The organism is Leptobacterium meishanense (assembly GCF_037645805.1).
GTDB lineage: Bacteria > Bacteroidota > Bacteroidia > Flavobacteriales > Flavobacteriaceae > Leptobacterium_A > Leptobacterium_A meishanense.
Map to the genome: position 1 here is coordinate 95,194 of NZ_JBBEXE010000006.1, position 24,377 is coordinate 119,570.

The window sequence follows — 24,377 nt, forward strand, 5'->3', positions numbered from 1 at the left end:
AAGCAGAAAGATTCTTTTTCCTTTCTGCTTTTAAATCAGTCTATTAATTCTTATTTAACCCCAAAAGTAAATAACAACCCAACATTGATAGTAAAATCACTAACAGTTGTGTCTTCAATTTTACCAGCACTTAGATAGGCTGCATTAACATTTAACACGCCATATTTAAACCCTACGGAAGGGCGAATTCCAAAATTAGATTCATCAACACCTGACCCCGAAAAACCAGCAAGATCATCTTGGCTTATATCAGTAAAACCAAGCCCTAATCCAACATAAGGCTTGAATTTAGTTACTCCAAAAAAGTAGCGTGCATTGGCCAAAAAGCTACTCATAGTTATATTTTCAAGAGATCCCCCTGAAACATCGGCTCCTATCAGGAAATCCCCCTGATACAATAAAGAAATATCAAAATTCTCGTTAATTCCATAACCAATTTCCCCATACCCAGAGATACCTCCATCTGCGAAATCAGTTATATCCCCGGTTGGAAAAGCATAACCTAAACCAAACCCTGCTTTAAATTGTGCATTAGCTGAAGTTGCTCCAAAAGCAATCATTACAGCAAGAAATAATAGTTTTTTCATGTAGTTATTTTTAATAATTAAGCTGCAAATATATCTTTTTTATTAAAATAAAATAAGTTTTGTTTGGCATTTATTTAAGAATATATATTCTATTTTGTAAGATAAAGGATAATCGGTTTATTATGTATATTTATCCATTATGAAATGGGGGTATGCTATTAAAGACTATGAGCATTATTTAAAAATTGAAAGAGGGCTTTCTATCAACTCCGTACACAACTATATTTTAGACATTAAACGCCTGGTTTCTTATCTTGAAGAACATCAAATACAACATTCACCTATAACTATTCCAGATGAAACTGTCCAACAATTCATCTATGTAATAGCGAAAGAAGTACAACCGCGTACACAAGCGCGCATTATTTCAGGCTTGCGAAGTTTCTTCAATTACCTTGTTTTTGAAGATTATCGCAATGAAAACCCTTTGGAGCTTATAGAATCACCAAAAATAGGTCGCAAATTGCCTGATACACTCTCTGAAGAAGATATTGATATGCTTATTGCTGCTATTGACCTATCAAAACCGGAAGGGGAACGCAACCGTTCTATGCTAGAAACCTTGTATGGTTGTGGTCTTCGCGTTTCAGAATTGGTCAACCTTCAGCTTTCTGACCTGTTCTTTGAAGAGGGTTTTATAAAAGTTACTGGAAAGGGCAACAAGCAGCGGTTTGTACCTATTAGTTCTTCCACACAAAAACACATTGAACACTATCTATATCAAATCAGGCCTCATATTGAAATTGAAAAAGGATATGAAGATATTTTATATTTGAACCGCAGGGGCAAAAAACTTACCCGTGCAATGATTTTTACCATTATTAAAAGATTAGCCGAAAAAGCAGGTTTACAAAAAAATATAAGCCCACATACTTTTAGGCACTCTTTTGCTACGCATCTATTGCAAAATGGAGCGGACTTGCGCGCTATTCAGCAAATGTTGGGACATGAAAGTATTACGACTACCGAAGTCTACATGCATGTAGACCGTACACATTTAACAGAAACTATTAACAAATATCATCCTAGAAAGTGAGCTAAATTAAACTGAATTAATGATGAACAAAACTTCCTTTTTTCTAATTATTTATGTAGTACTCGTTGTATTAGAATTACTTTCTAATTATATTTTTTCTAGCCCTTGGGCTCACTATATTACGAAACCAGCTATTGTAACTTCATTACTTGTCTATTTTCTATGTTCATCTATAAGATTACCTAGGGTAAAACTCTTTGCGTCATTGGCTCTAATAAGTTCTATAGGGGGTGACGTAGTGCTTATGTTTGTCGAAGAATCAAATCATTTTTTTATAGCCGGGCTCATTTTATTCCTAATTGCACACCTAATGTACATCATAACATTTAGCCTTCAAAGAAACAAAAAAATAGCCCTTCGAAGTATTTCATTCTTACTATTATCTTATGGTTTCGGTGTTTTTTGGATACTAAAAGACACTTTAGGTGCGCTATTGCTACCTGTAAGTTTTTACATGATCGTTATTCTAACAATGGTCTTGATGGCATATGCCCGAAAAGGCACAGTGACCAGAGAAAGTTTTGCGCTAGTTTTTATAGGTGCACTCTTTTTCATTCTATCAGATACATTACTTGCTTTTAATAAATTTTACTCATCTATTCCTTATGCAAAAATTTTAATCATGGGAACTTATGCCATTGCACAATATTATATTGTACATGGTATTTTAAAAAATAACCACCCTTTATCTATGCAATAACCATTTCATACTCACATCTTCATAATTCCGTTTTACGAAATCCAATGCGGCATTAAGCACCTCACCCATGTTTCGGCTTCTTTTAAATTTAAGGTCATATGTCAGTTCATATAATTCTTTTTTTAATTTTCCAACATGGTTTTTATCAGAAATTTGATCTTTTTTCATGGAAGCAAGTAGTTTTTTAATTCGAACATGGGAGCTTAGAATCCGTTTTGCCACTATAGAACGTTCTTCTATCTTATATTGTTCAATAGATGTTTTTTGAAGCTTATCATTTACTAATTTTACCATTTGAAAATTATCCTTGAAAAACTGCGGTAAATAAATTTTGAGATTCCCTTCATAGGATTGCTGGTCAAAATCAATAGCCCGTATCTTATAGATTACATGGTCAAAATCATGTGTCGGAATAATAACATAGTTATAGGATCTCATATCACCCAACAATCGGATCATACACCGTTCATTAAACTTTACAAATTCTTTGGCTATCTGTACTTTCTCAGATTCAGTACATTCAGGTAGCATCTCTTTTATAAATATATCTCCGGGGATTCCTGCTATATGTTCTTCGATTAACGTATTCCCATAAACTAAAAAATTAAGGTTGTCCGGAGACAATATATGCTCCAGTTCTAACCCATATATTCGAGAAGCATCAGCTTTTTTAATATAGAAATATGTAAAGTTGTCATTTAGAACATTCCGGATTTTTACCCGAAAAGGTTTTGAATTTCCAAAAGTGCAATAATCAACTGCATCTACATTTAGATAAGGAATAGTTGCTTCATTTCCATCAGAATGAAGAATGGTATATACACGCTTCAAACTATAATCAATTTCCGTGCGCTCATGTTCAGGATAATAAACCCGTATCCACAAAGTATCTTCTTCATTTTTATCATAAACTACTACAGATCCAGAGAATCGAAGAAGGTCATCATAGAAAATAGGAATTTTTATGTTTCGGTTGTATTTCTCCAAATACTTTTCAAGCGTTTCATTAATAGGAAAACTAGGTTTTTTCTTTGATATTAACTTATCTTGTACCACTTCTTTTTTGTTAAAAATGAACTATGTTGTAACAATATAACAATTAAATCGTCAATTAAGTAACATCAACTAAAAAGCGAACAGTTTTGCAAACTATTCTTACAATCGATAACCTTACTAAAAAGTATGGGTATGTAACTGCTGTAAAGAATTTGTCTTTCACCATAGAAAAGGGGAATGTTTACGGAATATTAGGTCCAAACGGAAGTGGAAAATCTACTACACTAGGAGTTGTTCTTAATGTGGTTAATAAAACTAGTGGAAGTTTTCTATGGTTTAATGGAAACACTAGCACACACAATGCACTAAAAAAGGTAGGGGCTATCATAGAACGTCCTAATTTTTATCCATACATGTCAGCAGAAAAAAATTTAAGGCTTGTATGTAAAATTAAAAATGTTCCATACGATAAAGTCCAAGAAAAATTAGATTTAGTAGGCCTATTAGAACGTAAAGATAGCAAGTTCCGTACATTTTCTTTAGGGATGAAACAACGTCTTGCCATTGCTTCTGCCCTCCTCAATGACCCTGAAATTTTAATTTTGGACGAACCTACTAATGGGTTGGATCCCCAAGGGATACATCAAATCCGGGAACTTATAAAAAAGATTGCTGCTACTGGTACTACCATTTTACTTGCTTCTCATTTATTGGATGAAGTAGAAAAAGTTTGTAGTCATGTAGTTATCTTGAGAAAAGGGGAAAAACTGTATTCAGGACGCGTAGATGAAATGATTGCTAGCCAAGGTTTTTTTGAACTCAAAAGTGACAATCAGGAAAGATTAGTCAAACTCTTGAAAAAAAACAATGCTTTTGATAGTGTTAAAACAGATGGCGAACTTGTCACCGCTTTTTTAAATGAGCCTATGGATGCTGCCGAATTAAACAGTATCCTATTTGAACAAGGCATCACATTATCACATCTGGTTAAGAAAAAAGAAAGTTTAGAAGAGCAATTCCTCACATTAACCAACAATCAATAGACAGAACAAAATGATACGACTACTCCAAATAGAATTTATTAAATTATGGAATAACCGTGCTAGCCGGTTTCTCATACTCTCTTATTTTATTCTTCTTACTTCCATAGCACTTATTGCAGCCATTAAGTTTGATATAGGCCCTATTAAATTTCATCTGGCAGAACAAGGGATTTTTAATTTCCCGTACATATGGCATTTCAATACTTATGTTGCCGCTATTTTTAAACTATTTCTCGCCATTGTAATTGTCTCTATGATGGCCAATGAGTATAGTAATAAAACTCTTAAACAAAACCTTATAGACGGATTAAGTAAACGGGAATTTATTCTATCGAAATTTTTAACCGTTATTTCATTTGCAGCCATTTCAACCCTCTTTATTTTTGTGGTTTCATTGATACTGGGGTTAATCTATTCTGATTATAATGAACCTTCTATTATTTTTTCTGATTTAGAATATTTGTTGGCCTTCTTCATAAAACTAACAGGTTTCTTCGCTTTTTGTTTGTTTTTAGGAATCCTTGTAAAACGATCTGCTTTTGCCTTAGGATTTTTAATTATATGGCAAATTATTGAAGGGATTACTTATGGGCTTATCCGTTGGAAATCAGATGAAAGCTTGGCAAGTTCCATTTCACAGTTCTTCCCGCTTAATGCCATGAGTAATCTTATCAAAGAACCCGGATCTAGGCTTTCTGCCGTTAAATCGGTTGCCAGTCAAATAGGGGAAGAATTCACCAAAGATTATACAGTGCATTGGCATGAAGTCCTTATTGTCTTGATATGGACTACTATATTCATTTACTTTTCATACACATTGTTGAAAAAGCGTGATTTATAAATCAAAAGCTTAAACCGTTTAATTAACAACAATTATTTTTTATGTTATGATAGCTTCTTAAGATAAATAAGTAATTTTATGGGCTTATTGTCATTTTAATGAGGCGAATCTTACCCTTTTTTATGTTTATGCTTTGCATATATAGCTATGCTCAGTCTCCCAATGATTGTGTTAATGCAATTGTTGTTTGTGGGAGTGGATCGATTAGCTCAAATGCTTCTGGTATAGGAACACAAGAGCTTTTTAATACAAATAATTGTGGAAGCCAAGAAAACAACAGTTTATGGCTACGTATCAATATTGTACAAGCAGGCACCCTAGGTTTTACTTTAACGCCAACAAATACTAATCTAAGTATAGATTATGACTTTTTCGTCTTCGGCCCAAATGTATCTTGCGGAAATATAGGTCAGGCTATCCGCTGTTCAACAACGAATCCTACACAAGCCGGCCTGACCAATAATTTAACTGGAATGAGTGATAATGAAATTGATTTTTCTGAGGGGCCAGGGTCACTTGGAAATAGTTTTGTAAGATCACTAGATGTTTTACCGGGCGAATCTTATTTTATTGTTATTGACAGGCCTATTGGTACAAGTGCTTTTACATTAGATTGGACCGGAACAGCGATCCAAGGAGGAACTTCTCCTTTTCCGGATGCGCCTGTAATAAACCAACCGGATGACATAGAGGTGTGTAGTTCTTCAGGAATAGCTACTTTTGATTTAGCCGCTGTTATTCCCCAAATAACTTCTGATGTGGTTAACAATACCATAAGTTTCCACAGCTCTGAAGCCGATGCAAATGATAATACAAACCCTTTGCCCTCTATGTATGATAATATCGCAAATCCTGAAACTATCTACGTAAGAGCCACTAATAATACTACAGGGTGTTTTTCTTTGACCTCTTTTAATTTAACCGTATCAAACACGCCTAACATTAATACACCTACTGATTTTGAATTATGTGATACAAACAATGACACTACCGAAACTTTCGATCTTTCTTCTAAAGACAATGAAATATTAAATGGGCTCGATCCTAACCTGTTCAGTATATCCTATCACGTAACCCTTAATGATGCTGAAAATGATAGTAATCCACTCCCAAACAATTATCAGAATACCTCCAACCCTCAAACGATCTATGCAAGAGTTGCTGATATTAGTACAGGATGCATAGGTATAGCCTCTTTTGATTTATTGCTCTTGCCATTACCAAATATAGCCACACCTACAAATTTTGAACTATGCGATATAGACAATGATATTGTAGAATCATTTGACCTCTCCTCTAAAGACAGTGAAATATTAAATGGGCTCGATCCTAACCTGTTCAGTATATCCTATCACGTAACCCTTAATGATGCTGAAAATGATAGTAACCCGCTCCCAAACAACTATCAGAATACTTCAAACCCTCAAACAATTTATAGCAGAGTTACCAATAACAATACAGGGTGTTTTGCTACAGCCGCTTTTGATTTAATACTCCTACCATTACCAAATATAGCCACACCTACAAATTTTGAACTATGTGATGAAGGAAGCGACGCTATTGAATCGTTTGATCTTTCTACTAAAAATAATGAACTACTAAATGGGCTCGACCCTAACCTGTTCAGTATATCCTATCACCTAAACCTTAATGATGCTGAAAATAATAGTAACCCGCTCCCAAACAACTATCAGAATACTTCAAACCCTCAAACAATTTATAGCAGAGTTACCAATAACAATACAGGGTGTTTTGCTACAGCCGCTTTTGATTTAATACTCCTACCATTACCAAATATAGCTACACCTACAAATTTTGAACTATGCGATATAGACAATGATATTGTAGAATCATTTGACCTCTCCTCTAAAGACAGTGAAATATTAAATGGGCTCGATCCTAACCTGTTCAGTATATCCTATCACGTAACCCTTAATGATGCTGAAAATGATAGTAACCCGCTCCCAAACAACTATCAGAATACTTCAAACCCTCAAACAGTTTATAGCAGAGTTACCGATAACAATACAGGGTGTTTTGCTACAACCGCTTTTGATTTACTGTTAATTTTGCTACCTCCTGCAAACAATAGTATGCTTCTTCAATGTGATGTAGATGTAACCGATTCTACCGACGGAATAACTGGTTTTAATTTAAATGAAGCTTACAATGCTGTTACAGGCAGTGTTCAAGGGTTAATACTTTCTTTCTATGAAACAACTACTGATTTGGTTAATGACAATCCTATTACAAACCCTATTGGTTACCAAAATACTATTGCTTTTAACCAAACTATCTTTGTAAAAGTAATTGACGAAAGTACCGGTTGTGAAAACACTGCTCAACTTGATCTACAAGTACAGCCTACATTTGCAAGCCTTCCGGAAATTGGCCCTTTCTTTACTTGTGATTTGAATGGTGAAGACAGTATACTTGAAGGCTCCTTTAATCTTGATATAATTAGAGACACCAATTACCCAAGCACCCTAGATGTTGCTTTTTATTCATCTCTTAACGATGCTGCTTTAGAGGTTAATCGAGTTAACGGCACCAATTTTATAAGTGAACCTACCACATTATTTGTTCGTATTGAAAATAACAACCAATGCCAAGGAATAGAACAATTTGACTTAATCGTTGACCCATTACCTATTGTCAATATTCAAGAAGAATATACACTATGCCTTAATAACTTGCCTCTTAATATAAACGCAGAAACAGGATTTGACACCTATCAATGGTTTAATATCAACACTAATAATGAAGTTTTAATTTCCCAAGCTCCAAATGTTGCTATTACAGAACCAGGAACCTACCGATTAGAACTAACTACCAACTATAATGATTTCGGAACTATTAGACAATGTTCTAACAGTAAAACATTTAATGTCTCTGTATCTAACATAGCTAGTATCACAAATATTGAGATAAATGACCTCAATGGGAATGATGATAACAGTGTTGTAATAAACGTAGGTGGAGAAGGTAATTATGAATTTGCACTAGATAGTGCTATAGGGACATACCAAGACAGTAACTTATTTGAAGGGCTCTCTCCAGGTATTTATACCGTATATATAAGAGACAAAAATGGCTGTGGCATTGTCGATGAAGAAGTCTCTGTAATTGGCTACCCTAGGTTTTTTACCCCTAATGGTGATGGAACTAACGATACTTGGCATATTTTAGGTATTAATGATATGGTACAGCAAAATTCAACCATCTTTATCTTTGATCGTTATGGAAAATTATTAACCCAACTTATTCCCGGCAGAGAAGGTTGGGATGGCACCTACAATGGAAATCCATTGCCTGCTTCTGATTATTGGTTTAAAGTAACCCTTGAGGACGGAAGACAGTTTACAGGGCATTTCGCTATGAAAAGATAGTTAATGTTTTTTAGTAACTTAGTCATAAGTGTTTGTCCCAAAAATACCTAGAAATTAACCATGAAGGCAAAACTGTCATTCTTAGTATCGTTGCTTTTATCAGGATATGTATCTGCTCAAATGGTTACCATTGACGATTCTTTTACCCCGGAACAACTCATCAGAGATATACTTATTCAAGGAGATTGTGTAGAAATAAGCAATGTAAATTCACCTTTTAATGGGGCTGTTAACGGCATAAATAGTTTTGGTTTTTTTGAAAAAGGTAATTCAAATTTTCCTTTTCAGGAAGGGATTGTGCTTACCTCAGGTGATGTTAATCAAGTTGGAGCTCCTGTTATCCCCGATCCTTTAGGTGAAGGTAATAATAATTGGGAGGTTGACCCCGATGTACTTACTTTTCTAGGTATTGATGATTCATTTAATTCAACAACGATAGAGTTTGACTTTATATCACCTTTTAATACTATTAGCTTTAATTACCTAATGGCTTCAGAGGAGTATTTTGGTGGTTTTGAATGTGATTTTTCTGATAACTTTGCTTTTTTAATTAAACCTGCCGATGATTCAGAGCCCTACAGGAATATTGCGGTGCTTCCCGGAACTGATATTCCTATTAGTGTAACTAACATTCATCCAGAGATAGAGGGATTTTGTGACGCTGAAAATGAAGAGTTTTTTGATGGGTATAATAGAGGAGATACCAATTACGATGGCCGGACTATCGTATTGAATGCCACTTCTGAGGTTATCCCTTTAAAAAAATACCGTATTAAATTAATCGTATCCGATAACCTTGATTCATTATTTGACTCTGCTATATTCATAGAAGGAGCTAGTTTTAACACTTCCATAGATTTAGGCGATGATATTATTTGTTTTCCGGGTATTGTATTAAATGCAGCAATAAATAGCGATCAAGCCCTCTACGAATGGTATAAAGACGATGTATTGCTGCCTGAAGAGACCAACGCTACATTGATTGTAAATGACTCGGGGGACTATAAAGCAATCGTAAATATTGACCTTAATGGCAAACTATGTACTTCAGAAGATACTATAAATGTTACAATAAATAAAATTAATACGCCCAACGATGTTGATATTTGTGATTCCGACAATGATCTTATAGAAAACTTTATCCTATCAACCAAAAATAATGAAATACTTAACGGACTTGATCCCGATGTCTTCGCTGTTTCATACCACTCAAGCCTTAATAATGCCGAAAACAACCTTGAACCATTACCTGATAATTATCAGATTACAAATAGCACACAGTCTATCTACGTCAGGGTAACAGACATAAATACAGAGTGTTTCGATACTACTACCTTTAACTTCAGTCTCTTGCCAGTACCAGAAATTGCCATCCCTGATAACGTGGAACTCTGTGATGCTGATAATGATAATACAGAAACATTTATCTTATCAACTAAAAACAATGAAATACTTAACGGACTTGATCCCGATGTCTTCACTGTTTCATACCACTCAAGCCTTAATAATGCCGAAAACAACCTTGAACCATTACCTGATAATTATCAGATTACAAATAGCACACAGTCTATCTACGTCAGGGTAACAGACATGAATACAGGGTGTTTCAATACTACCAATTTTCAGTTTATTTTACATCCGGTTCCTATAATCACTATTGAGAGTAGCCAAATTTTCTGTGTTGAAAACCTCCCTATAAATTTAAGCGCGCAAACTGGTCTGCCGAATGAACGTTATGTATGGTCTACAGGTGAAACTACTCCTGAAATTACTATTGCGAATGGTGGAGATTATTGGGTAACCGTTACAACTGAATTTGGCTGCGAAGCTTCTAAAAATTTTTCTATCACAGAATTTGATCCTGTTTCTATAGTTAATATCGATTTTGAAAATTTCAGAGAGCTACAAGATGTACTAGTAAACACCTCTGGAGGATCGGGTGACTTATTATTTACAATAGACGACCAAGAACCTCAATCATCAAATTTGTTTCATGATATTCCTTCTGGAAGACATACCATAACAATCATAGATCAGAATGGATGCCCAACAATTTCCGAATCATTTATGATAGTCAATTATTCAAAATTCTTTACCCCGAATGGGGATGGCATAAATGATAGATGGCACATGATTGGGATTGAATCAATACCGGAAATTACCATCTCTATATTTGACCGGTATGGAAAACTCTTAAAACAACTTTCTTTAGAAACAGGAGGCTGGGACGGTACTTATAATGGAAGGTTGCTTCCTTCATCCGATTATTGGTTTCTTGCTACCGGACAAGATGAAAATGGAAGTTTCAGCATCACAGGACATTTCACCCTCAAAAGATAGTTTGACAAATACAATATCTTAACATTTTTTAGTACCTTAGCTAGAAGTATTTGTCCCAAAAATACCACCCTTAACCATGAAATTTAAACAACTGTGCGTTTTGTTCCTTTTTCTGGCAGGATATGCATATTCCCAACAAGTTGTTATTGATGATTCGTTTACTCCGGAACAACTCATCAGAGATGTACTTATCCAAGGGGACTGTGTAGAAGTAACCAATATCAATTCTCCTATTAATGGAAGCCTAAATGATATAAATAGTTTTGGATTTTTTGAAAGGGGAACTTCCAACATTCCTTTTGAAAATGGAATTATTATCACCTCCGGAAATGTAAATGATGCCGGAGCTCCCATACAAATAGATGATTTAAGCCAAGGAAATAATGATTGGGGAACAGATACCGATTTAGAAAACGTTCTGGGGATTGACAATACTTTTAATGCTACCGTTATTGAATTTGATTTTATCTCTGCCTTTAACACTGTAAGCTTTAATTACATATTGGCTTCCGAAGAATATTTTTCGTTTTTCCCCTGCCAATATTCAGACAATTTCGCTTTTCTTATACGTCCTGCGGACAATTCGGCTCCCTATACAAATATCGCGGTGGTTCCTGGCACCAATATCCCAGTAGGAACAGATACTATCCATGATGAAGTAGATGGTGTATGTGCCGCTGAAAATGAACAGTTTTTCGAAGGCTTTAACCTTGGTGACACTAATTACAATGGCCGTACAACTACATTAACTGCCTCAACCAATATAGTCCCAAACCAACAATACCATATTAAATTGATTGTCGCCGATGGGCGCGACACCAATTTTGATTCCGCTATTTTTATAGAAGGAAACAGCTTTGACACTTCTGTAGATTTGGGGAATGATATTCAAACCTGCAACGATCAAGTAGTTTTAAGTGGAGATATAGGTAACCCAAATGCGATATATGAATGGTTTTTTAATGGTAATTCTATACCGGGAGAAAACAACTCAAGTATTTTAGCCACGGCTTCAGGAGCATATACAATACGTGTAAATATCCCTATCAATAATAATATTTGTACAGCAGAAGATACTATAAATGTAGCGCTATCGGTTCCTCAAAATATACCTAATATAGAAGATTTTGAATTATGTGACCTTCCTCCCTATGACCAAACCGAAATTTTTGATTTAAGCATAAAAGATGATGAAATTTTAAACAGCCTGCCTTTTTCAAACTACATCATTAGCTATCATTTTTCTGAAGAAGATGCAAATACAAACAGTAATGCTATAGAAGACCCTATCGAAAATACGGCTACTTTACAAACAATTTATGTACGTATAGAAGATACCAATAATGGATGTATCTCTTTCGGAACATTTAACCTAGTTGTTCCAGTCATAGAATTTCAACAACCACAAGCATTCCCAACTATATGTGGTTTATTTAATGCGCCTGTTGTTGTATTGGATTTAGTCACTCTAGCTGAAGAAATCGCTAATGAAAATACAGAATTAATTGTTCAATTTCACATACTTGAAGAAGATGCATTGAATACCACAAACCCGATACGGGACCCTATTTATGAAGTGTTCTTTTCCCAATCAGTATATGTAAGCATTTGGGACCCCAACACAGATTGTGTACGAGTAACTTCATTAGACTTTACAATTACAGACCCTCCCCCTATCCAGGAAGAGACCTACATCGATGCATGCGATGAAGACCATGATGGCTTTGCCGAATTTGACATGACTGATGCTACACAATTCATCTTAAGTGGACTTATTGGAATGAATGTATCACACCATCTATCATTTGGAGATGCAGAAAATAATACCAATCCCATACAAAACATTACCAATTTTGAAAATACAGTACCAGATGTTCAGTTTATATATCTAAGAGTAGAAGACCCTAATACCAATTGTTTTAGCATTGCTGTAATAGAATTGCATACTAATTATTTAATAACCGGAACAGGTGATGGTTATAATAATTGCTTTGATACGGATGGAGATGGCATTGCCGAATTTAATATGGATGTGGTAACCTCTACCATAACTGATGCAGATCCCGATATAGATATTACCTACTATCTAACACCAGAGGATAGAGAAAATGAAGTAAACCCCATAAATGAAAACATTCCGTTTTATAATACTACAAACCCACAAACTTTATATATCGTATTAACCAGTCCTACCTGTAGAGAAGAAAAAGAAATTGCATTACAGACTCATTTATCAATTGAAATCGGAGGAGTTCCAAATCAAGTATATGCCTGTGATGCCAACCCGGAGGAAGGGGTCATTGTAGATACATCTGAATTTGACGATATTTTTACATTAAAAGAAGGACAAACAGTATCCTACCACTACAGTGAATTAAATGCCGATTCTGGTAACCTCCCTATCTCAGGTCCATTTGTAATATATGAACCCGTAATTATCTATGCAGCTGTTCGTGGCGGTGATGGTGCATGTGTAGCAACCACATCTTTTACCATTAATTTTTCAGAACCCCCTGAAACTAACCCTCTAACGCCCCTCGCTGCTTGTGATGATGATATGGACGGTTCTATTGTTGTAGACTTAACATCCAAGGAACCACAAGTAATCGATAATGACACTAATATTGCTTTTAGCTACCATACATCACAACAAGATGCCAATGATGGAAGCAACCCTATAAGCAACCCTACAATATATGAATCTACAGGGGAAACTGTTTATATAAGAGTTGAAAGCACAGTGACAAGATGCTTTAGTACTGAAGTACTCGGAATAATTGCAATCCCTCCGCCTACAACTATTGCTGTAAGTGAATTTCAAGAATGCGAAACAGACGGAGATGGTATAGAATCATTTGAATTATATACAAAAGATAATGAAATATTAAATGGCCAACCCGATACATTTGTTGAATATTATCGAAATGAAAATGATGCCAACAATCGAACAAACAGTATAAATAAATTTTCTCAATTTCAAAACACTTCCAATCCACAGACCATCTATTACAGAATCAATAGTTCTTTTAATACCGGTTGCTTTGCAGTGGGAAGTTTTGACCTGGTTGTCAATGATTTGCCTGTCTATACAATTCCAACTGACATATCAATTTGCGATGATATTTCCAATGACCGCATAGAAATATTCGACCTCCAAACAAAAATTGATGAAATTACACTAAACAGTGTTGAGCCCTTGACGATTTCATTTCATACTTCAATCCCGGAGGCCGATTCAGGAACAAACCCACTCGATTTAAATTACTCAAATACCGAGAACCCACAAACTATTTATGCCAGAATTGAAAACAATATTGGGTGTTTTGCCGTAGAAACCTTTGAAGTAAATGTCGTTGAACCTCCCATATCTGATCAACCTGAACCTATAGTTGTTTGTGATACCGATTTGGACGGGATTATGTTATTTGATCTTACAACCATAGAGCCTACCATTCTCAATCCCAGACAAAATGACATCGCTATAGGTTATTTTTTTAGTGAGGATGATGCACTAAATAATATCAACGAAATTAATGACCCTGCCAATTTTACAAACTCCGAAGATCAACAAACGGTATATATTAAAGCAATCAACAACTTTACAGGATGTGCTACCATTGCAGAATTAAATATCACCGTCCATCTACCTCCGCAATTGAACCAAACCAATCAAGTAAATTATTGTGAAACCACTGACAATACCATAGACCTTTCTCTAATAAACCAACAAATTGTTGATGATCCTTTCGGATTGACTTTCAGTTATCATGCTACTGAGCAAGATGCCAGTAACAACAATAACCCCCTTAACAATGTTTATACATATACAAATACTACAGAACAAATTTATGCGAGAGTTGAGTTTAATGAAACCGGTTGTTTTGATACCAAGCCTGTAGAAATAATTATAGACCCTAATCCGACAGCCTTTCCTGTGCCAACAATAAGAACCTGTACAAATGATTATGAATATCCGTTTAACTTAACTGAACAAAATAGCAATGTATTAGGTAATCAGAACCCTAATGATTTTATGGTTACCTATCATCATTCAGAAGCAGATGCTAATCAAGCAAACAATGCAATTGAACAAACAAACAATTATAATGCTGTTAGCGGTGAAGTTATCTACACAAGAATTGAAAACAGAAACACAGGCTGTTTCGATACCGGTTCCTTTCAAATACTCTTAGACCCCATACCGGTAATCCCTATACAAAACCAACAAGTTTTCTGTTTAGAAAACCTCTCCATTACTATTGATGCACGAACAGGGTTGCCCAATGAAACCTATCAATGGTCTAACGGGGCAACAACACCAAATACAATAATTACAGAGCCCGGAGATTATTGGGTGACCGTAACTTCTGAAAGAGGCTGCCAGGCAACACAAAACTTTTCTATAATAGATGCTTCTCCCATATCAATTGTTTCTATCGATTTTGAGAACTTTACTGATTCTCAAGATGTTATTGTGAATGCAACCGGGGGATCCGGAAGTTTTCTCTATGTAATTGATGATGGAAACTCTCAGGAATCTAATATTTTTGAAGATGTTGTCTTCGGAAGGCATGTTGTCACAGTACTTGATCAAAATGGTTGTCAACCTGTTTCTGAACCATTTACAGTAGTCAATTATCCAAAATTCTTTACACCAAATGGTGATGGCATTAACGATACATGGCATATTATTGGTGTGAACTTACTACCGGGGACAGGCATCTCCATTTTTGACAGGTTCGGAAAACTGCTCAAACAAATCTCTTCAGAGACAGAAGGTTGGGACGGTACCTATAATGGAAAACCCATGCCTTCTTCCGATTACTGGTTCATCGCTACCGGTGAAGATGAAAACGGTCCGTTTGAAATAACTGGACATTTTAGCATCAAAAGATAAACAATTCATAAAACCTCACAGGCTTTGAAAACCTGTGAAGTTTCTTCATATAAAAAAGATCATTCTTCACACTACGAATCAAAGTATTAAAATGCTTTCTCATTCTATATTAGTTTGTTAGTTTTACAGTATGCAATTTGAAATCGAATCAGCATTCCTCCCTACTGGTGACCAGCCTGAAGCCATACACCAACTAGTTAGCGGAATACAGTCGCATGAAAAATACCAAACACTTTTAGGGGTTACGGGTTCAGGAAAAACATTTACCATTGCCAATGTGATTGAAACAGTGCAACGACCCACATTAGTGCTAGCACACAATAAAACCTTAGCAGCACAATTGTATTCCGAGTTCAAGCAATTTTTTCCAAACAATGCTATTGAATATTTTGTTTCCTACTACGACTATTATCAACCCGAAGCATATATCCCTGTATCTGGAACCTATATTGAGAAAGACCTTTCCATCAATGAAGAGATTGAAAAACTCCGGTTAAGTGCTACATCCTCCCTACTCTCAGGTAGAAGAGATGTCTTGGTCGTTGCTTCTGTTTCCTGTTTGTATGGTATTGGAAACCCCATAGAATTTCAGAAAAATGTAATCACCATTCAAAAAAACCAATTAATTTCCAGGACTAAGTTTCTACAACAACTTGTACAAAGCCTTTATTCCAGAACCTCAGCTGACTTTAATCATGGAAACTTTCGGGTAAAAGGTGATGTGATAGATGTATTTCCAAGCTATGCTGACAATGCATTTCGTATTCATTTTTTTGGAGATGAAATTGAAGAAATAGAAGCCTTTAACCCACTGTCTAATTTTATTACAGAAAAATATGACCGCTTAAATATCTATCCGGCGAATATGTTCGTTACCTCTCCTGATGTACTTCAAAATGCCATTCATCAAATCCAGGATGATATGGTCAAGCAAGTCAATTACTTTAAAGAAATTGGAAAACACCTGGAGGCTAGCCGGCTTGAACAACGCACCAATTTTGACCTTGAAATGATACGAGAGCTAGGATATTGCTCCGGAATAGAAAACTATTCAAGGTATTTAGACGGCCGCGAGCCCGGCACACGCCCATTCTGCCTGCTTGATTATTTTCCGGATGATTATATCATGGTTATTGATGAAAGCCATGTCACCATCCCACAAGTACATGCTATGTACGGTGGTGACCGTAGTAGAAAAGAAACATTAGTAGAATATGGTTTCCGCCTACCTGCTGCCATGGACAACCGACCTTTAAAATTTGAAGAATTCGAAACACTTCAAAACCAAGTAATCTATGCAAGTGCCACCCCTGCCGATTATGAGTTACAAAAAAGTGGTGGTGTATATGTAGAGCAAGTAATACGTCCTACCGGTTTATTGGACCCGAAAATTGAAGTTAGACCTAGTCTCAACCAAATAGATGACCTTATTGAAGAGATTCGGCAACGAGTAGAAAATGATGAACGGGTGCTGGTAACCACACTAACCAAACGCATGGCGGAAGAATTGACCAAATACCTCTCAAAAATCGCCATCCGGTGTAGGTACATCCATAGCGATGTGGACACCTTAGAACGTGTAGAAATCATGCAAGACCTTCGGAGAGGATTATTTGATGTCCTTATTGGTGTTAATTTGCTCCGTGAAGGGCTTGACCTACCTGAAGTTTCGCTTGTGGCTATTTTAGATGCCGACAAAGAAGGGTTCCTCCGCAGTGCACGCTCTTTAACACAGACCGTAGGAAGGGCTGCCCGAAATTTAAATGGAAAAGCGATTATGTATGCTGATAAAATAACCAAAAGCATGCAGAAAACAATTGATGAAACCAATTACCGGCGCGAAAAGCAAATTGCCTATAACGAAGCAAACAATATTACCCCGAAAGCATTGGTAAAAAACCTGGAAAATGCCCTTTCAAGAAAACAAATCAATCCATATCAGCAAGAAAACAATTTGGAAAAAGCTGCTGAACCTGATGTTGAATACCTTACCAAACCGCAAATAGAGAAAAAAATACGCGAGCAACAAAAAGCGATGGAGCAGGCAGCTAAAGAACTTGACTTTATGCAGGCCGCAAAACTTCGCGATGAAATTAAAATGCTAAAAGAAAAATTAAAAAGTTTGTCCTGAAAATACAGCTAATAGTTCATCCGATTGATGCGTATGCTGATCGCCTGTCTGCATATTTTTTAACACAAATGTACTGTCTTTTAACTCTTGAGAACCTATCATTATTACAAAAGGGACTTGTTGTTTATTGGCGTAATTCATTTGCTTTTTCATTTTAGCAGCATCCGGATACAGTACTGCTTTAAATCCGGCAGCCCTTAATTTTTTAAGCAGCTTCATTGCCTGCAATGCTTCTTCATCACCAAAATTAATAAATAGCACATCCACTGATTTTGTGATCGTTTCAGGAAATAACCCTAAAGCTTCTAACACCAAATAAATCCGGTCTAAACCAAATGATATTCCCACACCACTTACGCCTTTTAGCCCAAATACCCCCGTAAGGTCATCATAGCGGCCGCCCCCACCAATAGCTCCTATTTGCACAGCTTCTGGGGCTGCTACTTCAAAAATAGCCCCTGTATAATAGTTTAAGCCTCTAGCCAATGTTACATCAAGTTCCAACCCCATAGATTGTAAACCAAGTTCTCTGATCGTATTAATGACAAATGCCAGTTCCTCTACGCCTTTCAGCCCTTCTTCAGATGTTTTGAGCAGCTCTTTCAATTGTGAGATCTTTTGTTCATTGTTCCCTGTAAAATGAAACAAGGGCTCCACTTTTTCGATAGCTGAAGACGCAATACCCTTTTCTAGCATTTCTTTGATGACCCCTTCTTTTCCTATTTTATCGAGTTTATCTAACGCTACCGTAAAATCAATCAACTTATCCGCAGCTCCGATCACCTCCGCAATACCCGAAAGGATTTTCCGGTTGTTCAATTTGATGGTAACACCTGTTATTTTTAAATCAGAGAATACTGCATCGTACAATTGCAGAAACTCCACTTCCTGCCATAAAGACTGGGAACCTACCACATCAGCATCACATTGATAAAACTCCCTGAACCGGCCTTTTTGTGGCCGGTCAGCACGCCATACCGGCTGGATTTGATAACGTTTAAAGGGAAAATCAATTTCGTTTTGGTGCATCACCACATAACGCGCAAACGGCACCGTAAGGTCATAACGGAGGGCTTTTTCTGTGATATAAGGCAATAAGGTCGTTGCCTCTTTTTGGTTATAAATCCCCGGGTTTACTTTGCCTAAGTAATCTCCTGAGTTTAGGATTTTAAAAATCAACCGGTCACCTTCTTCTCCATACTTTCCTGTTAACGTTTCTAGGTTCTCAAAACTAGGCGTTTCTATCGGTTGAAACCCATAAATTTCAAACTGTTTTTTGATAATGGTTATGATATAGTTCCGTTTAGCAACTTCAGCAGGGGTAAAATCCCTTGTGCCTTTTGGAATGCCTGGTTTTTGCGCCATGAGTAATTACTGATCTTTAATAACACAACAAATATCCTATTTTTAGGTTGAATCTTAAAAGATCAATCCAAAAAATCAGAAAATAATCGATTCAAAATATTGATATAATTCGCCTTTTGTAATGACTGCCCCCTTCTCTATAAGGTGAAACTTGTCCATATGTTCATCTTCAGAGTAGTTTTTAGTAGCTGTCATTATTTCAACACTGTCGCTCAAAAAATTCTTTTTAAACCATTCAAAACCTTCCTTAGTTGTTATATCGATTACCGGGTTTAAGACTTTAATCGCTATGAGCTTCATTTCTCTGTTCGACAGGTAAAACAAATGCATTTGCTGAGGTGTTATGTTTTCTAAAAAGGTTACTTTACTTAGTACTTTTTCCCAGATAAGGTCACTAAATACATCGAGTTCCTGTTCAGCTACTGTCGGCTTCTCAGCCTTTATTTTCTCCCATTCTTCAGCTGTAATGGATTGTGTAGCCAAAAATTTAGCAAACTCTTCATGCAGTTCTTCAAACTGTTCTTTAGTAAGGCGCCGGTATTTCATGAAATAAACATAAAAGGCCGTTAATTATAACGGCCTTACTTATTAATTCTGTTATTTAATTATTTTGCTTCCGCCACTACATCAAATGGGAGCTCTACTACTACTTCTCTATGAAGCCGTATGGTCGCATTATATTTCCCAGCTCTTTTTACGGTTCCTCCAGTAATACTGATGTATTTTTTATCAATAGTGTGCCCTTCTTTTTCAAGAGTGTCAGCTAAATTGGCATTATTTACAGATCCAAAAAGTTTATCACTGTCTGCTGTCTTTGCCAATATTTTGACCTCTAATTTAGTAAGAGCATCAGCAATCTTTTGTGCATCCTCTATTATTTTCTTCTCTTTATATGCCCGCTGTTTTAAGTTTTCGGCAAGTACTTTTTTGGCTGATGGTGTAGCCAATATTGCAAATCCTTGTGGTATGAGATAATTACGTCCGTAACCATTTTTTACAACAACTACATCATCTTTAAAACCTAAGTTCTCTACGTCTTTCTTTAAAATAAGTTCCATAATTCTGCTTCTTTTTTATTTTAATAAATCCGCTACATATGGCATTAAGGCCAGATGACGTGCTCTTTTTACAGCTACTGATACTTTTCTTTGGTATTTCAATGAAGTACCTGTTAGTCTTCTTGGAAGTATTTTTCCTTGCTCGTTGACAAATTTTAGCAAGAAATCAGGGTCTTTATAGTCTATGTATTTAATACCGGACTTCTTAAATCGGCAATACTTTTTAGCCTTAGTAGTTTCTATATTCAATGGAGTAAGATACCGTATCTCCCCATCTTTCTTTCCTTTTGCTTGTTGTTCTATAGATGACATTTTTACGCTTTTTGAGTGAGTTTTGTTCTTCTTCTTTCTGCCCATGCTACAGCATACTTATCCAACTTAACGGTTAGATAGCGCATAACACGTTCATCTCTTTTAAATTCCAGTTCAAATGGCATGATTGCATCACCATTTACTTTGAATTCAAACAAGTGATAAAATCCACTTTTTTTGTTTTGGATAGGGTACGCAAATTTTTTGAGCCCCCAATCTTCTTTTGATACAAATTCTCCACCCTTGGAAAGTAAGAAATCTTCGAACTTCTTAACTGTTTCCTTTATCTGAGTTTCAGATAAAACGGGATTAAGAATGAAAACAGTTTCGTAATGATTCATAATCTATTTTTATATTATTTAATTTTGAAGGTTGCAAAAGTATTATTTTTATTCTAATATTCAAATTTTAAGGGATGAATGTCTCTTTTATATTAACAAAAAGTACGATTTTTTAACATTTATTTAGCAAATTGTTGTGGTATTGCTATTTTTTCACTAAACTTGTCACAATAAACAACCCCAATTATAGAAAAATGAGATTGAATTGTATCATAGTAGATGATTCCAATCTACAAAGGATGTCTGTTGCCCGTCTCATAAGAAATCACGCCTCATTAAACTTAGTTGCAGAATACAGTAATGGTATTGAAGCAAAAAACGGGCTAAAAAACAAAAAGGTAGATTTGATTTTTCTCGATATCGAGATGCCAGTAGTCAGTGGATTTGACCTTATTGAATCACTTGACGCCCCTCCCCAGATCATTTTAGTTACAGGAAAGGCTGATTATGCACTCAAGGCTTTTGACTATGATGTAACTGATTATCTACACAAACCCATTACAACTGAACGTTTTGAAGCTTCCGTAAAGAGAGCTATTCAAAACTATCAATTAATGAACGCCTCTAAGGAGGAAGGAGAGCACATTTTTGTAAAAAGCAACTTGAAAAAGAGAAAGGTTTTCCTTAATGAAATCAACTGGATAGAGGCTCTGGGCGATTACATAAAATTGGTGACGGACAGTGCAAACATAGTAGTGCTTTCTACCATGAAAGCATTTGAGAAGCAACTGCCTGAAGATCATTTTCTCAGGATTCACAAGTCGTATATTGTTAACCTCGACAAAGTTCAGAAGTTCAATAGTAGAAATGTTGAGGTAAATGGAAGGCAAATTCCTTTGAGCAGGAATAAAAAAACGGACCTTATTGAAGCACTCAATAATTTTTAATAGTTATCTACATTAAAAATTATCCGGATGCTTCGGTAGCTAGTTATGGATTGAAAACTGTTGTTGATACGGTGGATGGTTTCTTTTGCTTGTTTCACGGATTGTCCGGGGGCTATTTTCAATAAGATATCTTTAATATATTCGTTGCGTACCCTTCCTATAGGTGGAGATACAGGACCTAGTACATAACTCCCAAAATTATTTCGCATAGATGTAGCATACCAATTAGCTCCTTCGTTTACTTTGTGGTAATCTTTGTGCTTAAACGTTATTTTTATCAGCCTGTAAAAAGGCGGATATTTGTACTGTCTTCTGTCATTGATCTGGTCGTTGTACATTTCTTCATAGTTGTTTACGGATGCTTGTTGTAATATTTGGTGGTAAGGGTTATATGTTTGTATGATCACTTTACCTCTCTTTTTAGCTCTCCCTGCCCTCCCCGCTACTTGTTGTATAAGCTGAAAACTACGTTCATACGCCCTGAAATCAGGGAAATTCAAAAGATTGTCTGCATTCATAATCCCAACTAGTGAAACATTCCGAAAATCCAATCCTTTTGTCAACATTTGAGTTCCTACTAAAATATCTGTTTCTCGCTGTTCAAAGGCAGTAATGACCTTTTCATAACCATATTTGCCTTTAGTTGTATCTGAATCCATACGGGCAATTTTAGCCTCTGAAAAAAGCTGTTGAGCTTCATAAGCGATCTGTTCTGTTCCAAAACCTTTTGTATTTAAGTCGCTCATACCACAGGCCATACATTTCAGTTGTTGTGCTATATGATATCCACAATAATGGCATCGCAATTGATTGTTGTATTGATGATAGGTCAAACTAACGTCACAATTAGGGCATTGCGGGGAATGCCCACAGGTGTTGCATTCAACTACGGGAGCAAAACCTCTTCTGTTTTGAAAAAGGATGACTTGTTCTCCATCATGTAACGCTTCAGCTATTTTTTCTTGTAAACGGTCTGAAAAATGACCTTTCATTTTCTTCTTACGATGCTTCTCTTTAATATCGACTAATTCAATTTCAGGTAATAAAACACCTCCATGGCGCCGGTTAATTGTTACCAAACCATATTTTCCCATTTGCGCATTATGATAACTTTCTATGGAAGGAGTGGCAGAACCCAGTACAGTTTTAGCGCGGTGTATATTAGCCAATACAATAGCCGCATCTCTTGCGTGGTAGCGGGGTGCGGGATCAAATTGTTTGAAGGAGGTTTCATGTTCTTCATCAACGATTAGTAATCCTAAATCAGAAAACGGTAGAAATACAGATGAACGAGCCCCTAATACAATTTGGGCTTTGGAGTTATTTGCCAACACATTGTTCCATACTTCTACCCGTTCATTGACAGAGTATCTGGAATGGTAAACACTTATTTTATCTCCAAAATAATCTTGTAAGCGCTTAACCAGTTGTGTTGTAAGGGCTATTTCAGGAAGCAAGTATAACACTTGTTTGCCTTTTTCTATAGATGCTTCTATCAATTTTACATAGACCTCAGTTTTCCCGGAAGCTGTAATGCCATATAATAAGGTAACCGAATACGATTCAAAATATTTTTTAATTTCTTCTAAGGCTTTTTCTTGGTGTATATTGAGTTGCTTAGTCGGAGAAGTATCCTCATCGTATTGGATTCTGTCAACTTTAATAACATATTCCTCTAAAACTCCCTTCTTTATTAACGCTTTTAAAGAAGCATCGGAAGCATTGCTCTTTTCTTTTAATTCGGTTGCCTTAACAGGTTTCTTTGTGCTTGAAGCAAGCGCATACAACGTTAAAATAATAGCTCTTTGTTTAGGTGCACGATCTAAACTTTCTAACAATTCCTTCAATAATGTATCTTTAGAAGCATAATCGCTATGAATTTTTATGTATTTCACCAATTTAGGTTTGTACTGCTCATATATCTCTTCCTTTAAAGAAATGATGTTTTTATCTAAAAGACGCTTTAAAACAGGAAATATGTTTTTTTTGTCAATGATGGTTCCTACTTCATGAGCTTTTAACACAGGTTGATGCTGTAACGCTTCATATACCAACCATTCATCATCTTCTAATATTGATTCTTCTACGGAAACTTTTGCATTTCTCGTGATAATGGTTTCACTCTCCAGTAAAAATGCACTAGGAACTGCTGCCCGAAATACATCGCCGATAGTACACATGTAATATTCCGAAATCCAGAACCAATGCTGCAACTGTAAACTATTTACTAATGGCTTTTCATCCAATATTTGGTGGATCTCTTTTGCTTCATATGTTGTCGGGGGATTATAATGAACAGCATTGACCAATGCTGTATATATTTTGCTTTTCCCAAAAGGTACTGCTACACGCATCCCCGGCTGGAGGAAAACGGCTTCTGCCTGTGAAACTTCATAGGTAAATAATTTTTCTACAGGAATAGGAAGTATGACATCTATAAAATATCGCATGTAA

Annotated in this window: 17 protein-coding genes; 9 read left to right on the plus strand and 8 right to left on the minus strand. The window is 35.9% G+C overall.

Features of this window, described 5'->3' with window-relative positions; translation table 11 throughout:
* Positions 1-50: 50 nt before the first annotated feature.
* Positions 51-587: an outer membrane beta-barrel protein gene (locus tag WBG21_RS07800; RefSeq protein WP_340076557.1), complete on the minus strand. Its 537-nt coding sequence runs from the start codon at positions 585-587 to the stop codon at positions 51-53.
* A 139-nt stretch (positions 588-726) separates the two neighbouring features.
* Here WBG21_RS07800 and xerD point away from each other — a divergent pair, with 139 nt between their 5' ends.
* The gene (xerD, locus tag WBG21_RS07805) at positions 727-1,623 is read left to right on the plus strand and encodes a site-specific tyrosine recombinase XerD (protein ID WP_340076559.1); all 897 of its coding nucleotides are present in this window, start codon (positions 727-729) and stop codon (positions 1,621-1,623) included.
* A gap of 22 nt (positions 1,624-1,645) precedes the next feature.
* On the plus strand, positions 1,646-2,323 hold the full coding sequence (locus WBG21_RS07810) for a lysoplasmalogenase (RefSeq protein ID WP_340076909.1): 678 nt from the start codon (positions 1,646-1,648) through the stop codon (positions 2,321-2,323).
* Here WBG21_RS07810 and WBG21_RS07815 read toward each other — a convergent pair.
* A complete protein-coding gene (locus tag WBG21_RS07815) occupies positions 2,309-3,379 on the minus strand; it encodes a hypothetical protein (protein WP_340076562.1) in 1,071 nt (356 codons plus the stop codon). The two genes, WBG21_RS07810 and WBG21_RS07815, sit on opposite strands and share 15 nt — an antisense overlap.
* Positions 3,380-3,465: 86 nt before the next feature.
* Between WBG21_RS07815 and WBG21_RS07820 the strand changes: the two genes are divergently transcribed.
* The 6 genes from WBG21_RS07820 (at position 3,466) to uvrB (ending at position 17,960) form a co-directional block, all read left to right on the plus strand.
* Complete coding sequence (locus WBG21_RS07820; RefSeq protein WP_340076564.1) at positions 3,466-4,362, plus strand: ABC transporter ATP-binding protein; 897 nt, start codon at positions 3,466-3,468, stop codon at positions 4,360-4,362.
* A 10-nt stretch (positions 4,363-4,372) separates the two neighbouring features.
* Complete coding sequence (locus tag WBG21_RS07825) at positions 4,373-5,203, plus strand: ABC transporter permease (protein ID WP_340076566.1); 831 nt, start codon at positions 4,373-4,375, stop codon at positions 5,201-5,203.
* Between the two features lie 128 nt (positions 5,204-5,331).
* Positions 5,332-8,592, plus strand: coding sequence for a T9SS type B sorting domain-containing protein (locus WBG21_RS07830; RefSeq protein WP_340076568.1), 3,261 nt, complete (start codon positions 5,332-5,334; stop codon positions 8,590-8,592).
* Positions 8,593-8,652: 60 nt separating this feature from the next.
* Positions 8,653-10,932 carry a T9SS type B sorting domain-containing protein gene (locus tag WBG21_RS07835; RefSeq protein WP_340076570.1) on the plus strand — a complete coding sequence of 760 codons (2,280 nt, stop codon included), beginning with the start codon at positions 8,653-8,655 and terminating at the stop codon, positions 10,930-10,932.
* 76 nt (positions 10,933-11,008) lie between these two features.
* Positions 11,009-15,829, plus strand: coding sequence for a choice-of-anchor L domain-containing protein (locus WBG21_RS07840; protein ID WP_340076572.1), 4,821 nt, complete (start codon positions 11,009-11,011; stop codon positions 15,827-15,829).
* Positions 15,830-15,959: 130 nt separating this feature from the next.
* Positions 15,960-17,960 carry an excinuclease ABC subunit UvrB gene (uvrB, locus tag WBG21_RS07845; protein ID WP_340076574.1) on the plus strand — a complete coding sequence of 667 codons (2,001 nt, stop codon included), beginning with the start codon at positions 15,960-15,962 and terminating at the stop codon, positions 17,958-17,960.
* On the opposite strand, the gene hisS is transcribed toward uvrB, so the two are convergent.
* The 5 genes from hisS to rpsF form a co-directional block, all read right to left on the minus strand.
* Positions 17,943-19,325, minus strand: a complete 1,383-nt coding sequence (gene hisS / locus WBG21_RS07850) for a histidine--tRNA ligase (protein ID WP_340076577.1) — start codon at positions 19,323-19,325, stop codon at positions 17,943-17,945. The genes uvrB and hisS overlap by 18 nt on opposite strands.
* Before the next feature lie 75 nt (positions 19,326-19,400).
* Positions 19,401-19,871 (minus strand): DUF6495 family protein, encoded by a 471-nt coding sequence (locus tag WBG21_RS07855; protein ID WP_340076579.1) that lies wholly within the window; start codon positions 19,869-19,871, stop codon positions 19,401-19,403.
* Positions 19,872-19,930: 59 nt separating this feature from the next.
* Positions 19,931-20,383, minus strand: a complete 453-nt coding sequence (gene rplI, locus WBG21_RS07860) for a 50S ribosomal protein L9 (protein ID WP_340076581.1) — start codon at positions 20,381-20,383, stop codon at positions 19,931-19,933.
* A 15-nt stretch (positions 20,384-20,398) separates the two neighbouring features.
* Positions 20,399-20,695 (minus strand): 30S ribosomal protein S18, encoded by a 297-nt coding sequence (gene rpsR, locus WBG21_RS07865; RefSeq protein ID WP_340076583.1) that lies wholly within the window; start codon positions 20,693-20,695, stop codon positions 20,399-20,401.
* 2 nt (positions 20,696-20,697) lie between these two features.
* Positions 20,698-21,036 (minus strand): 30S ribosomal protein S6, encoded by a 339-nt coding sequence (gene rpsF, locus WBG21_RS07870; protein ID WP_340076586.1) that lies wholly within the window; start codon positions 21,034-21,036, stop codon positions 20,698-20,700.
* Between the two features lie 194 nt (positions 21,037-21,230).
* Here rpsF and WBG21_RS07875 point away from each other — a divergent pair, with 194 nt between their 5' ends.
* Positions 21,231-21,923, plus strand: a complete 693-nt coding sequence (locus WBG21_RS07875; protein ID WP_340076588.1) for a LytR/AlgR family response regulator transcription factor — start codon at positions 21,231-21,233, stop codon at positions 21,921-21,923.
* On the opposite strand, the gene priA is transcribed toward WBG21_RS07875, so the two are convergent.
* On the minus strand, positions 21,920-24,373 hold the full coding sequence (gene priA / locus WBG21_RS07880) for a replication restart helicase PriA (protein ID WP_340076590.1): 2,454 nt from the start codon (positions 24,371-24,373) through the stop codon (positions 21,920-21,922). The two genes, WBG21_RS07875 and priA, sit on opposite strands and share 4 nt — an antisense overlap.
* Positions 24,374-24,377 lie beyond the last annotated feature (4 nt).

What these genes read in the sequence shown, in the direction of transcription:
- WBG21_RS07800 (WP_340076557.1), bottom strand. Translation starts at nt 587, where the DNA reads ATGAAAAAACTATTATTTCTTGCTGTAATGATTGCTTTTGGAGCAACT.
- xerD (WP_340076559.1), top strand. Translation starts at nt 727, where the DNA reads ATGAAATGGGGGTATGCTATTAAAGACTATGAGCATTATTTAAAAATT.
- WBG21_RS07810 (WP_340076909.1), top strand. Translation starts at nt 1,646, where the DNA reads ATGAACAAAACTTCCTTTTTTCTAATTATTTATGTAGTACTCGTTGTA.
- WBG21_RS07825 (WP_340076566.1), top strand. Translation starts at nt 4,373, where the DNA reads ATGATACGACTACTCCAAATAGAATTTATTAAATTATGGAATAACCGT.
- WBG21_RS07830 (WP_340076568.1), top strand. Translation starts at nt 5,332, where the DNA reads ATGCTTTGCATATATAGCTATGCTCAGTCTCCCAATGATTGTGTTAAT.
- WBG21_RS07835 (WP_340076570.1), top strand. Translation starts at nt 8,653, where the DNA reads ATGAAGGCAAAACTGTCATTCTTAGTATCGTTGCTTTTATCAGGATAT.
- WBG21_RS07840 (WP_340076572.1), top strand. Translation starts at nt 11,009, where the DNA reads ATGAAATTTAAACAACTGTGCGTTTTGTTCCTTTTTCTGGCAGGATAT.
- uvrB (WP_340076574.1), top strand. Translation starts at nt 15,960, where the DNA reads ATGCAATTTGAAATCGAATCAGCATTCCTCCCTACTGGTGACCAGCCT.
- hisS (WP_340076577.1), bottom strand. Translation starts at nt 19,325, where the DNA reads ATGGCGCAAAAACCAGGCATTCCAAAAGGCACAAGGGATTTTACCCCT.
- WBG21_RS07855 (WP_340076579.1), bottom strand. Translation starts at nt 19,871, where the DNA reads ATGAAATACCGGCGCCTTACTAAAGAACAGTTTGAAGAACTGCATGAA.
- rplI (WP_340076581.1), bottom strand. Translation starts at nt 20,383, where the DNA reads ATGGAACTTATTTTAAAGAAAGACGTAGAGAACTTAGGTTTTAAAGAT.
- rpsR (WP_340076583.1), bottom strand. Translation starts at nt 20,695, where the DNA reads ATGTCATCTATAGAACAACAAGCAAAAGGAAAGAAAGATGGGGAGATA.
- rpsF (WP_340076586.1), bottom strand. Translation starts at nt 21,036, where the DNA reads ATGAATCATTACGAAACTGTTTTCATTCTTAATCCCGTTTTATCTGAA.
- WBG21_RS07875 (WP_340076588.1), top strand. Translation starts at nt 21,231, where the DNA reads ATGAGATTGAATTGTATCATAGTAGATGATTCCAATCTACAAAGGATG.
- priA (WP_340076590.1), bottom strand. Translation starts at nt 24,373, where the DNA reads ATGCGATATTTTATAGATGTCATACTTCCTATTCCTGTAGAAAAATTA.